The sequence below is a fragment of the Pseudomonas sp. 58 R 3 genome (assembly GCF_900006605.1).
In the GTDB taxonomy this organism is placed as follows: Bacteria; Pseudomonadota; Gammaproteobacteria; order Pseudomonadales; family Pseudomonadaceae; genus Aquipseudomonas; species Aquipseudomonas salomonii.
This window is the reverse complement of record NZ_CVTT01000075.1, coordinates 14,777-27,248: the sequence shown is the minus strand read 5'-3', so window position 1 is coordinate 27,248 and position 12,472 is coordinate 14,777. Positions and strand designations below refer to the sequence as shown.

The 12,472-nt window shown below is 61.1% G+C and carries 12 protein-coding genes; 10 read left to right on the top strand and 2 right to left on the bottom strand.

Going from position 1 to position 12,472, the window contains the following annotated elements; all coding sequences use genetic code 11:
• Positions 1-5 precede the first annotated feature (5 nt).
• Together tssA and vasI are read right to left on the bottom strand one after the other, a co-directional pair.
• The gene (gene tssA, locus BFP92_RS24350; RefSeq protein ID WP_065931474.1) at positions 6-1,442 is read right to left on the bottom strand and encodes a type VI secretion system protein TssA; all 1,437 of its coding nucleotides are present in this window, start codon (positions 1,440-1,442) and stop codon (positions 6-8) included.
• Positions 1,430-2,092 (bottom strand): type VI secretion system-associated protein VasI, encoded by a 663-nt coding sequence (vasI, locus tag BFP92_RS24345; protein WP_239694318.1) that lies wholly within the window; start codon positions 2,090-2,092, stop codon positions 1,430-1,432. Before vasI ends, tssA begins: the two co-directional genes overlap by 13 nt.
• A 335-nt stretch (positions 2,093-2,427) precedes the next feature.
• On the opposite strand from vasI, the gene tssB reads away from it, so the two are divergent.
• From tssB to vgrG, 10 genes are all read left to right on the top strand, one after another.
• On the top strand, positions 2,428-2,931 hold the full coding sequence (gene tssB / locus BFP92_RS24340; RefSeq protein ID WP_065931473.1) for a type VI secretion system contractile sheath small subunit: 504 nt from the start codon (positions 2,428-2,430) through the stop codon (positions 2,929-2,931).
• Positions 2,932-2,968: 37 nt separating this feature from the next.
• The gene (tssC, locus tag BFP92_RS24335; protein ID WP_065931492.1) at positions 2,969-4,441 is read left to right on the top strand and encodes a type VI secretion system contractile sheath large subunit; all 1,473 of its coding nucleotides are present in this window, start codon (positions 2,969-2,971) and stop codon (positions 4,439-4,441) included.
• Complete coding sequence (tssE, locus tag BFP92_RS24330; protein WP_065931472.1) at positions 4,442-4,855, top strand: type VI secretion system baseplate subunit TssE; 414 nt, start codon at positions 4,442-4,444, stop codon at positions 4,853-4,855.
• A gap of 7 nt (positions 4,856-4,862) precedes the next feature.
• Complete coding sequence (gene tssF / locus BFP92_RS24325; RefSeq protein ID WP_065931471.1) at positions 4,863-6,629, top strand: type VI secretion system baseplate subunit TssF; 1,767 nt, start codon at positions 4,863-4,865, stop codon at positions 6,627-6,629.
• Complete coding sequence (gene tssG / locus BFP92_RS24320; RefSeq protein WP_065931470.1) at positions 6,593-7,615, top strand: type VI secretion system baseplate subunit TssG; 1,023 nt, start codon at positions 6,593-6,595, stop codon at positions 7,613-7,615. The genes tssF and tssG overlap by 37 nt, the downstream gene beginning before the upstream one ends.
• Complete coding sequence (gene tssJ / locus BFP92_RS30750; RefSeq protein ID WP_083221801.1) at positions 7,612-8,961, top strand: type VI secretion system lipoprotein TssJ; 1,350 nt, start codon at positions 7,612-7,614, stop codon at positions 8,959-8,961. Before tssG ends, tssJ begins: the two co-directional genes overlap by 4 nt.
• 37 nt (positions 8,962-8,998) lie before the next feature.
• A complete protein-coding gene (gene tssK / locus BFP92_RS24310; protein WP_065931469.1) occupies positions 8,999-10,345 on the top strand; it encodes a type VI secretion system baseplate subunit TssK in 1,347 nt (448 codons plus the stop codon).
• Positions 10,338-11,183 (top strand): type IVB secretion system protein IcmH/DotU, encoded by an 846-nt coding sequence (gene icmH / locus BFP92_RS24305; RefSeq protein WP_065931468.1) that lies wholly within the window; start codon positions 10,338-10,340, stop codon positions 11,181-11,183. The genes tssK and icmH overlap by 8 nt, the downstream gene beginning before the upstream one ends.
• 105 nt (positions 11,184-11,288) lie before the next feature.
• Complete coding sequence (locus BFP92_RS24300) at positions 11,289-11,801, top strand: Hcp family type VI secretion system effector (protein ID WP_065931467.1); 513 nt, start codon at positions 11,289-11,291, stop codon at positions 11,799-11,801.
• A 91-nt stretch (positions 11,802-11,892) separates the two neighbouring features.
• Positions 11,893-12,472, top strand: a 580-nt coding sequence (gene vgrG, locus BFP92_RS24295) for a type VI secretion system Vgr family protein (protein WP_139114115.1), incomplete at its 3' end; no start/stop codon positions are given.

The following is a 12,472-nucleotide window of genomic DNA, read 5'->3' as shown; positions in this document are numbered from 1 at the left end:
CGCTCCTACTCCTTAACCGCTTTGATCAAATGACTGTCGTCGATGGGTTGCGCCACTTTCCGGTACAACTCCGGCTCCCACCCCTGCGCCGTGGTCTCGCGCATCAGCCGCGCAACGCTGGCGTACAGGTCGTCCGCCAGCCACGACAGGCCACGCGAGGCCAGCAAGTCGGCGGCAATCACCGTGGCGTAGCTGCGCTGACGCGGGGCGTCTTGGGTGGCGTGCAGCTCCTGCAGGCGTAGCAGCACCACTTCCACGCCTTCGGTGTTGAGTTGGCTGGCCAGTTCGTCGCGCAGCCCGGCGTACTCCTGCACCGGGCTGCCGGTGGTTTGCGCCTGGTCGGCGCCGGTGATCCAGGCCTGGGTTTGCGCATCGATGAACGGTGTTCCGTCGCTGAAGCACAGTTCCAGCAAGGCCGGAAGACGGCAGACAAACCGTTCGCAGGTCTGGCGGATGGCGGCCGCCACTTCTTCCATCGCCAGCCGCGAGGCGACCTCGGCGGCCAGGTAACTGCCACGCAGCCAGTACGGCGAGGCGCAGACGCTTTTTTCGAGGCGCAGCAACAGATTCGGCTCAATGGCGTTGTGGTTCAGCGCGTCCTGATAGCCGTCGACGATGTCTTTGGGCACGGCGGTCAGTTCGGTGCGACGGTCGCGGGTGATGGGCGGCGCAGTACGCAAATGCGACCACAGGCCGAAGCGGCGCAGTTGGTAGCCGGTGGGGTCGTAGGGGTCTTGTTGATTGATCTGCTCGGCCATGTTCAACACGGCGCGGCGTTGTTCGCGCTCGTTGCTCGGCGCTTGCGGTTTGGGGCTGTTGAAAAAGGCTGACTCCAGCGCGCTGCCGGAGGTGGCCGCACGGGCGGGCTCAGTGGCAACGACCGGCTCGCTGTATTTGTCCAACTGGCGTTGCAACGCGTCCAACGGGGCCGGGTCGAGCTTGGCGCTTTCGACACAGCGTTGCAGGTTGGCCAGGGCCAGTTCCGCCGCGGCTTGGTAGGCCGGTTCAAAACTGCTGCGCTCCAGGGTCGGCAACACCTGCCCCAAGTCGCCCAACAGGCGCTGCAGTTGCTTGCGTTTGTTGAGGTAGCCGGTGGGACCGGGCTTAGGGTGGGCACTGTCCCAATACAGTTCGACCATGCCGGCTATCAAGCCCAGGGCATCGGCCCAGCGCGCCCATTGCCGGGTGCGCAGCCACACCACTTGCAGGTGCGCGACGACGCGCCAGTGCTTGCACTGGCTCGCCAGGTATTGGCGGGAGGCTTCGTCGATATACGGCCAGTCGATATCGCCTTCACGCAGGCCGCCGAGCTTGACCATCTCCTGGTCGATGGCCTGGTAGGTTTCATCCTCCACATCGAAATGCCCGGCAGGTTGCTCCGGGTCGATGGGGGTCAGCAGCAGCTTGACGGTGTCCGCCGGCACGTCGATTACCAGCGACATACTTGGCGCTCCTGTTCGATCAGCTCACCCAGCCCTTCAGCGTCGAAGACCAGGCCGTGCAGCCGCGGATAGTCGCTCTCCAGACGTAGACGCTGGCCGCCACCCATGTTGCGCAACAAGGCAATCGCCTGTAGCCCGCGTCCGGCATCGACCACCAGGCCCGCGTCGTCCAGCACCTGCCACTGATAGGCCTCGGAGACCGGCCGTTCATCTTTGAACAATTGGATGCGAATCTTGTTGGGCTTGGCTGGCTCATCCAGCACCAGTTGCAGGCGCGAGATTTTCGATTCGCAACTGATGGCCAGGTAAGGCCGAGGCGGTAGCGCGCCCAACGCTGGGGCCGAGATCACCAGCCGCTGTTGCTGGTCGTTGTCCGGCTCCGGGAATGACGACAACAGAAAACGCTGATCCTCGGGTGGACGCTTGGCCTCATTACGCTGCACCAGATCGACAATCGGCAGCACCCGACCCAGGGCACGTGGCGGCGCAGGCGGCTGATGAATGGGCGTGCCGGCCGCGAGATCAAAGCATTCCAAGCGCTTCAAGGGCGAGACGATGGCAGGGCAATCCTGGGTCGCTGCCTGCGCCTCCATTACCGCCACAATCGTCAGGCAGAGCGCCCATTTCCCTCCTCGCCATCCGTTGCGCATCAACGCCTCCTGGATATGCCTCGTCGAATCCAAACCGGATATTTTTCAACTGTCGAACTAATGTGGCCTAGACCGAAAGTTAAATTTATTAACTTGCAAAGCGTCACCCGCCCTCAATGGATAGGCAAGTAAAAGACGCGCAACACACTGCCAAATCGAGAATAAAAAGAGGCATCTTTCAGATAGCTCCATAGCGAGCGTAGGAATTTTAGAAACTCTTCTCGAAATGCTTTTTCCTACATCCAAATCCCACGAATCGCGTCCATATCGTCCTACAAGACAAACCTTGTAACAGCTGGTTCTAATACGCCGACCTTACGAAAAGGATTTTTCCCATGTCGAAAACTCACGGTTCTGTCGCGCCAAAAGAACGCATCAACATCAAGTACGTCCCGGCCACAGGCGATCAACAGTCTGAAGTTGAGTTACCTCTGAAGTTGCTGATCACTGGTGATTTCAAAGGCCACGGCGAACTTATCGCCTTGGAAGACCGGCAAGCTGTCCGTATCGACAAGGACACTTTCAACGACGTACTGACCAAAGCCGAAGTTGCTCTTGACATGGCGGTGCCGTCTGTTTTGAACAACGACCAAGACACCGACTTGAACGTGCAACTTCAATTCAAAAACATCAATGACTTCGGCCCCGATGCGGTCGTCCGCCAAGTACCGGAGTTGAACAAGTTGCTGGAACTGCGCGAAGCCTTAGTTGCGCTCAAGGGCCCGATGGGCAATGTCCCGGCCTTTCGTAAACACCTGCAAACCCTGCTGACTGATGAAACCGCCCGTCAACGCCTGGCCAGTGAACTGAACCTGGTGCTCGACGCGCCCAACCACTGATTTGAACGCCCTTCTCAACGGAGTACTCCCCATGCCTATGGAAAGCGCCGCCGCCCAAGTATTGGTGGCTGAAGAACCGCTGTCGTTGCTCGACCAACTGCTGGCCAACACCACCATTCGCCCGTCCCAGGAAGGCTACGCCGTCGCCCGTCAAGGGGTGGCCGCGTTCATCAGCGAGATCCTGCAAAGCGGTGATCACCAGCAGCCGGTCAACAAGCACCGCGTCGATCAGATGATTGCTGAAATCGACCGCGCCTTGGGCAAGCAGATGGACGTGATCCTGCATCAGCCGCAGTTCCAGCAACTGGAATCGGCCTGGCGTGGGCTGAAGCTGTTGGTGGATCGCACGGATTTTCGCGAGAACATCAAGCTGGAAATGCTGCACGTCACCAAAGAAGAGCTGCTGGACGACTTCGACAACGCCGGCGACATCACCCGCAGCGGCTTGTACAAACACGTCTACACCGCCGGCTATGGCCAGTTTGGCGGCGAACCGGTGGGCGCCATCGTTGGCAACTACACCTTTGGCCCCAGCTCGCCGGACATCAAGCTGCTCAGCTATGTGGCCTCCATCGGCGCCATGTCCCATGCGCCGTTTGTCTCGGCGGCCGGGCCTGAGCTGTTCAACCTGGAAGGCTTCCAAGGCCTGCCTGATCTCAAGGAGGTCAGCGACATTTTCGAAGGCCCACGCCACACCAAATGGCGCAGCCTGCGCGAATCCGAAGACGCCCGCCACCTGGCCCTGACCCTTCCGCGTTTCTTGCTGCGCCCGCCCTATAGCACCGACGACAATTCAACGCGCAGCTTCGGCTACGACGAAACCGTCGACGGCAACCACGACAACTACCTGTGGGGCAACACCGCGTTTCTGATGGCCTCGCGCATCACCGACAGCTTCGCCCGCTACCGCTGGTGCCCGAACATCATCGGCCCGCAATCCGGCGGCGCGGTGGATGACCTGCCGGTGCACCTGTATGAATCCCTCGGCCAATTGCAGGCCAAGATCCCGACCGAAGTGCTGATTTCCGACCGCAAGGAATTCGAGCTGGCCGAAGCCGGGTTTATCCCGCTGACCATGCGCAAGGACAGCGACAACGCCGCGTTCTTCTCCGCCAACTCGGTGCAAAAACCGAAGAACTTCCCCAAGACCCGCGAAGGCCAGGAAGCCCAGACCAACTACAAGCTCGGCACCCAGTTGCCGTACCTGTTTATCGTCAATCGCCTGGCCCACTACATCAAGGTGCTGCAACGCGAACAGATCGGCAGTTGGAAGGAACGCCAGGACCTGGAGCGCGAGCTGAACGACTGGCTCAAGCAGTACATCGCCGACCAGGAAAACCCTTCGTCCGATGTGCGCAGCCGTCGCCCCTTGCGCGCCGCAAAAGTCGTGGTGCAGGACGTGGAAGGCAATCCAGGCTGGTACCAGGTGTCGCTGGCCGTGCGCCCGCACTTCAAGTACATGGGCGCCAACTTCGAGATCTCACTGGTCGGTCGGCTGGACACCCAATAAGTGGGCGCCAGCCTGTTCGAACGCCTGGAACCCGACGCACCGCGCTACCGCCAAGGCAGCGCGGATGAGCAGGCGCGCCAGCGTGTCGAGGCGATCAAACGCCACTTGGAACACGTGCTCAACTCACGCCAGGGCTGCTCGCAAAGCAGCCCTGAACTGGGCCTGCGCGATTTCAACGGCGTCACCCAGGCCAGCACCGATTTGGTGGTGGCCATCAGTGCCGATATCCGGCGCTCGGTGGAAGCGTTTGAACCGCGCATCAAGGTCACGGGCGTGCGCTTTCAGCCCGACCCGGACCTGCCGCTGGAGCTGAACTTTCGCCTGGATTGCCAGGTGCAGGTCAACCACAAGGAAGAACAGGTGCAGATCGAGGTGGCCATGCACGGCCGCGACGGCTACACCCGCGTGAGATGAGGATGCAATGGACTTGAAACAACGCTTTGCCGAGGAGCTGCGTTACCTGCGCGAACTCGGCCGCGAGTTTGCCGAGGACAACCCGCAGCTGGCGCAGTTTCTTGGCGACAAGGCCGGTGACCCGGATGTGGAGCGGCTGTTGGAAGGCTTTGCCTTCCTCACCGCCAAGCTGGGCATGAAGATCGACGACGATTTGCCGGAGCTGACTCATCCGCTGTTGCAGATGCTCTGGCCCAATTACCTGCGGCCCCTGCCCAGTGCGACCATCATCCGCTTCGCGCCACTGCCCAATGCGATCAGTCAACGCAAGGTGATTCCCAAAGGGACGCGACTGTTTGCCAACCCCGTGGACGGCGTCTCCTGCGAGTTTCGTACCTGCACCGACGTCAACCTGTACCCGTTAGCGTTGCACGAAGTCAGCGATGCCCACAGCCGCGAAGCCTCGACACTGCGCATCGACCTCAATGTGTTGACCCAGCAACCGCTCGACAGCCTTGAGTGCGACCAGTTGGACTTTCACTTGGGCGGCGACACTGCCACCGCACTAACGTTGTATCTGTGGCTGGCCCATTACCTCAAAAGCGTCACGTTGTACGTCAACAACACGCCTTATCGCCTGAACCCCGACGAGCTGGGCTTTCCAGGCTTCACTCCCGAAGAGGCATTGCTGTCCTACCCGCGCAACGTCTTCGATGGCTACCGCATCCTGCAGGAATACTTTGTGTTCCCACAGCGCTTCCACTTTTTCAGCCTGACCCGACTGGCCAAGGTCTGGCCGGCGGTCAGCACGGGACAGATTCGCTTCGAGTTTCAGTTCTCTCGGCCGATGCCGGTCAATACGCATTTGCGCACATCAGACCTTCACCTGTTCTGTGCGCCGGCGGTCAATCTGTTCCGCCACGATGCCGAACCCATCATGCTGGATGGACGCAGCCAGGAACGTCGTATCAGCCCCACGGGCAACCGCCACGATGCCTACGAGATTTTCAGTGTCGATCACGTGGCCGGTTGGAATGCCGTTGACAAGGAGCGCACCGGCGATCCATTGCGGCGCTTCACCCCGTTCGAATCGTTCCAGCATGAGATCGAACATGCCCGGGGCCTCACGGCGCTGTATTTCCGCACGCATATCGAGGAGTCCCACGGGCGTGAAGGCTTGCGTCATCGCATCGCCTTTGTGCGCGGCGATGAAAGCCTGTATATCGGCGAAAACGAGGCAGCTTCGATCGAATTGACCTGCACCAACCGCGACCTGCCGCAGTTGCTGGGCGTGGGTGATGTGTCGCTGTCCACCGAGGCCACCCCGTCGTTTGCCACCTATACCAACCTGATCGCGCCGACTCGAAGCTACCGGCCGGTGCTGGACAGCAGCCTGCACTGGACGCTGATTTCCAACCTGTCGCTGAACTACTTGTCGTTATTGTCGGCCGAGCCGCTCAAGGCGGTCATCCGCGCCTATGACTTTGCTGCCCTGCACGACCTGCAACAGGCCCGCGCTACCCGCAAGCGCCTCAACGGTATCCAGAATGCCGTGACCACCCCCATCGACTGGCTGATGAAGGGCCAGCCGGTACGTGGCGTGCAGACCCGTTTGCAACTGGACCAGACCGCCTTTCTCTGCGAAGGCGAGCTGTACCTGTTCGCCAGTGTGCTTTCGCACTTCTTCGCCCTCTACGCGAGCATCAACTCCTTCCACCGCCTGGAAGTGATCAATACCACTAACAACGAGTGCTACGAATGGCCACTGTTGACCGGCAGACAACCCGTGATCTAGCCGATGTGCTGCTGGCCGACGCGCGGAACTACTCGTTTCACCGTCTGCTGGAGCATCTGCACGCTTTGCACGGCGATGACCTGGAGGCGCAGCCCTTGAGTGCGGCGGCGAGACGCCGCGTGCGCCTGCAAAGCCATGCGGGGTTGGGCTTTCCGGCCTCCGACGTGGTCGAGGCGGCACGCATTGAGGAGGACCGCGAAGAGGTGCGCTATCGCTTGCAGACCAGCTTCTTTGGCCTGCACGGTACCGACTCGCCCTTGCCCGGTTATTACCTGGACCGCCTGGCCTACGAGCAGGCCCAGGAGCGCGGGATTCGCCCGGCGTTCATGGATTTTTTCAATCATCGCTTGCTGACCCTGCTGCACACCAGCTGGCGCAAGTACCGCTACTACATTCGCTTTCAGGCCGAGGCCAGCGACCGCTTTTCGCGCTACGTATTCTCCATGGTCGGGCTGAACGACAACGACCTGCGTGGTGCGACGCCGCTGCCGTGGGGGCGCCTGCTGAGCTTTGCCGGATTGATTGCCAGCCGTAGCCGGTCGCCCTCGGTGGTATCCGGCATTGTCGAGCATTGCTTCGATTTGCACGGCCTATACATCCGTGAATTCGAGGCGCGCTCGGTGAGTTTGGACCAACGCCAGCGCCTGTCACTTGGCAAAGCCAACGGTGTTCTCGGAAGCGATTTCGTGGTGGGTGACCGCAGCAAGACCCGCGCCAGCAAGTTCACCCTCGTCATTCCCAACCTGACCCAGGCGCGCTTTCGGCAGTTTTTGCCCAGCGGCGATCAGTTCGGGCGATTGCGTCAATTGATGGATTTTCTGCTGCGCGATGCCACCGCCTACGACCTGGAACTGGGGCTTCGCGAAGAAGATGTACCGCCGTTCAACCTGCAACGCGCCAGCGGCACCCACCTAGGCTGGACCAGCTTTATCGAACATCAGGAACACTGCCACCCCGTCGTGGTGCGGATTCGGGGGCGCGCATGAAGCTGACCCTGGTCATCAACAATCCTGCGCAGTTGTTGCACGGGTATTTGCCCCTTCACCGGTTTGGCCCACAGGGCGGCAGCATCGGCAGTGCCGCAACGGACTGGCGCCTGGAAGATCGCCACAACAGCGTGCGGCCCAACCACTGCGACATCCGCGTCATCGAAGGGCGCTTCTGCGTGATCGACCGCAGCGGTAGAACCTATGTCAACGGTCACGATTTGCCGCTTGAGCGCCATGTTGCGATAAGCCTCAACGACGGTGATCGGTTGCAGATTGGTGCGTATCAGGTCGCGGTGCAGTTGGGTGAACAACCCCCAGGACAGCATTCGCTCGATGAACTTCTCGGCGACCATGCTGAGGGCATGCACGTGTGGCATCAGGAAGACCTGCCGAGTCGGCCACAGGCGGACAGGCGACCTGCCAGTTGCCCGGAGTTCGAGCGCCTTTGCCAACCAGTGGATTTGACGGAGCAAGGCGATCCGCTGCGAGCGATGCGTAAGGCCCCGCCGCTTGAGCCGCTGGCGGATATTGGCGCGCCTGCACACAAGCGCAGCGTCAGCCCGTTCAGCAACCTGCGCCTGGGCACCCTGTTGCTGGCCTGTCTGACCCTCAGCGGTTGCACCATGCTCGGCAAAATCGGCCAGGTGATCTGGACCCCGTCAATTGCGGTCGGCGGTCCCGACGATCAGCCCAGCCGCTACTCCTTGAGCCTGCACGCCAGCGACGACGTCAACCCGCGCCTGATCAGCACCGGCACGGCATTGGATGAAGACACGAGCCGTTCGCCCTACACCCTCAACGTGCAGGCAACCAGCCCGCAAGCCCTGACGGACAAAGTACAAACTCTGCTCAGTCACCTTTACGAAAGCGTGCCGGCCCAGTCGCCATTGAGCTTGGAGCCAGGCCCCGTGGTGCCCATGTCGCCTATCGAAGACGCGTTGCTGGGCGACTACGACGCTCAAGGCGTGAGCCTGACCACCCCCTGGGGCAACCCGGCGCTGGCGCATGTCGCCACGCCCATCGCCTTCAAGGTCTTGCAGTTGACCGACGACTCGCTGCTGGTCAACGCCAGCCCACAAGCCATGGCCGAAGACCTGAAAAAGACCCTGGGCAGCACCTACATCCGCGCCGACGACTACCTGCTCAACCCCGGCCAATTCAAGTTCATCGACCTACGCGCCCTGGATGAAGACACCCGCTTTATCGCGGTGATTGCCAACTACCACAGCACTGATGTCGGCCAGTGGAAACAGCGCCTGCGCGTCGAGCCAAAAGGCCGCCAATACGCCGTACTGGTGCAGTTGGATGCCACCCAGGTCAGCCTCAAGGGAGAAACCCGATGACGCCTTTTTCAGCCGCTTTTGCCCCGAGTAACCACCGATGAGTTCACGCAACCCCGTCATCTGGCATGAAGGTTTGTTCGTCAAACCCCAGCACTTCCAGCAACAGGCCCGCGCCGCCGAAGCCGCCGTGCATCAGCGCCTGCACAGCCTCAACGATGCGCTCTATGGCTTCAGCGAGCTGGCGTTGAACGACGAATACCTGAGCTTCGGCAAAATCGCCATCACCCGGGCACGCGGGATCATGCCCGACGGCAGCGTCTTCGATATTCCCCACGACCTGGCGCCGCCCTCCCCGCTGGAGATCGCTGACAGCAGCGCGGTCGGCCAGATCGTCTATCTGACCCTGCCGCTACGCTCCAACGGAGCCCTCGAAGTGCGCTGGCCCGACCAGTACGGCAACAGCCGCTACATCGCCCGCCGCGAGGAAATCCGCGACACCCACAGCGATGACGGCGATCAGGTCGGCATGGACCTGGCCGTACCCAACCTGCAACTGATGCTCGAACGCAGCGACCGCAGTGCCTTTACCGGCATCGCTCTGGGCCGGATCAAAGACAAACGTCCGGACGGCAGTTTGGTGATGGATGAGCATTTCTACCCCACCAGTTTGTCGCTGCAAGCGGTGCCGGCGTTGCATCGCTACTTGGGTGAAGTGGCTGGACTGATGCGTGAGCGCGCCAAAAACCTGGCCCAGCGTATCGGTTCGCCAGGACAGTCGGGCGTCGCCGATGTCACCGACTTCAACCTGCTGCAAACCCTCAACCGCTTGTTCCCGTTGTTCCAGCACCTGGCCCGCCAACGTCAGGTTCACCCGGAGCGGCTGTACATCGCATTGGCGCAAGCCTGCGGTGAACTGGTGACCTTTACCGATGAAGGCCACCTGCCCCAGGAATATCCCGCCTATCAGCACGACAACCTGCGCGAATCCTTCCAGCTCCTGGAACACATCCTGCGTCGCGCCCTGGGCACTGTACTGCAACCGCGTGCCGTGTCGCTGCCGATCGTAGATCAGAAGTACGGCGTGCGCAGCGCCGCGTTGAACGACAAGCGCCTGTTGGACAACGCCGAATTCATCCTCGCCGTGCGTGCCGAACTGCCGGCGGAGACCCTGCGTCAGCAACTGCCCCGGCAGATCAAGATCAGCTCCACCGAAGGCCTGGAACAACTGGTCAGCCTGCAACTGCCGGGCATTCCATTGCGGCCGCTGCCAGTGGCGCCGCGGCACCTGCCATTCCATGCAGGTTTCAGCTACTTCGAACTCGACCGCCATCACCCCGCCTGGCAAAGCCTGAGCAGTGGTAGCGGGTTCGGTTTCCATATTGCTGGTGAATTCCCGGAGCTGGAATTGCAGTTCTGGGCGATCAGGAGTGAGAGAGATGAATGATATGAAGAACAGCGCCAACTCTGAGCCAGACACCAACACGCCGGTGTTTGACGAGTTGGTGCAGCACGCCAGAAGCAAACCCGAACCTGTCGAACCCGCGCAGACAAAACCAAAACCGCCCGTGCTGCTCGCCGACCCTGAATACGACTTGCGCGGCGTGGCCTGGAACCCGCTGTGCGATGCCGCCACGCCGCTGATCGGCCTGGTCATCCGCCTGCGCCGCCTGGACCACCACGACGACGTACCTGCGCTGTACCAAAGCGTCAGCAACCAGATCACCACAATCATGGAAGAAGTCAGCCAACTCGACTACGACGCCGGCATGCTCAAGGCCTACTCCTACAGCCTGTGCCTGCTGGTGGACGAAGTGGTCATGCGCACCACCTGGGGCAGGCTCTCCACCTGGAGCGCGCGCTCGTTGCTCAGCCAGTTTCATAACGAAACCCAGGGCGGCGAAAAGTTCTTCACCGTCATGAACAACATGATCCCCGAAGCCGCCCGTTACCAGCATGTGTTGGAGTTCATGTACCAGTGCCTGATCTCCGGCCTCAAGGGCAAATACGGCACCCATATCAAGGGCGATGACGAAATACAGAAAATCATCGACCAACTGCACGGCCTATTGCGCCCCCTGCGCGGCGAGATGCCCAAGCGCCTGACCGACCCGCTGAAAAACGTCGCACCGCGCAACTACCGGATCAAACGCGCCTGGCCGTTGTGGACGCCTTGGGCCATGGCCGCCGTCGTGCTGACGGTTGCCTACACGATCTACTCCATCCGCCTGAACACCATCACCCAGCAGGTGCTGGTGTCGCTGGAGCGGGTGCTTCACCTGTAACCGATTTTCAGCGCGCTTATCCCGAGCGCCTGCAAAGCATGGCCGTGTCGGCCATAACCTGCGGCCCCCAAGGGCCGTTCACTTGATCGCGACAAGGAGCTTGTCATGCCAACACCCGCGTACATCAGCATCCACGGCAAAAACCAGGGCCATATCACTAAGGGCGCCTTCACCGCTGACTCGGTGGGCAACGTTTATGTAGAAGGCCACGAAGACGAAATCCTCGCCCAGGAAATCGACCACCAGATCGCCGCGCCCACCGACCCGCAAAGCGGTCAACCCAGCGGTCAGCGAATGCACAAACCGCTGACCTTCACCAGCGCGCTGAACAAAGCCTCGCCGCTGCTTTACCAGGCTCTGGCCACCGGCGAAATGCTTCCCACCGTTGAAGTGAAGTGGTTCCGCACTTCGGGCGACGGCAAGCAAGAGCACTTCTTCACCACCAAACTGGAAGACGCCACTGTCGTCGATATTCACACCGTACTGCCCCACGCGCAAAACAGCAGCAACGAAAACTACACCCAGCTGATCAAGACCAGCCTGGCCTATCGCAAGGTCAGCTGGACTCATGTGGTGGCTGGCACCGAAGCCTCGGATGACTGGCGCAAACCGGCTTAATTGCCCACCGGCACGTTCCGCCGCCCAGGCGGCGGAATGTTCAGTGCCCACTGATTGATCAACTGGCCCTCATTCACCACAAGGAGGTTCCATGCCCCGTCAAAGCGACCTGCGTTACACCTTCGAACCGCTGCGGGGCGATCCCTTCGAAGTGGTCTCATTCACCCTCGAAGAAGGCCTCTCCCAGCCCTTCAAACTGGAACTGGAGCTGGTTAGTCACCACCCGGCTATCGACTTCTATCGCATGCTCGACCTGGCCGCCGTGTTCACCATCTGGCGCGACGACACCCCGGTACGTTACGTCCACGGGTTGGTCAGCCTGTTCCAACAAGGCGACACCGGTTTTCGCCGCACCCGCTACACCGCCGTGATCGAACCGACCCTGAAGCGTTTCGACCTGCGCTCCAACTGGCGCATCTTCCAGGCCCAGACCGTGCCCGACATCATCACCAGCCTGCTGGCCGAGCAGAAACTGACCGATATCCGCAGCGAAATCTGCTTCGAACACCAACCCCGCGAGTACTGCGTACAGGCCGGCGAAACCGACCTCGACTTCATCGCCCGCCTCGCCGCCGAAGAAGGCCTGCTCTACACCTTCGAACACCGCGCCGACGGCCACACCCTCGTCCTCACCGACCGCGTCGGCGGCCTGGGCACCATCGGCACGCACA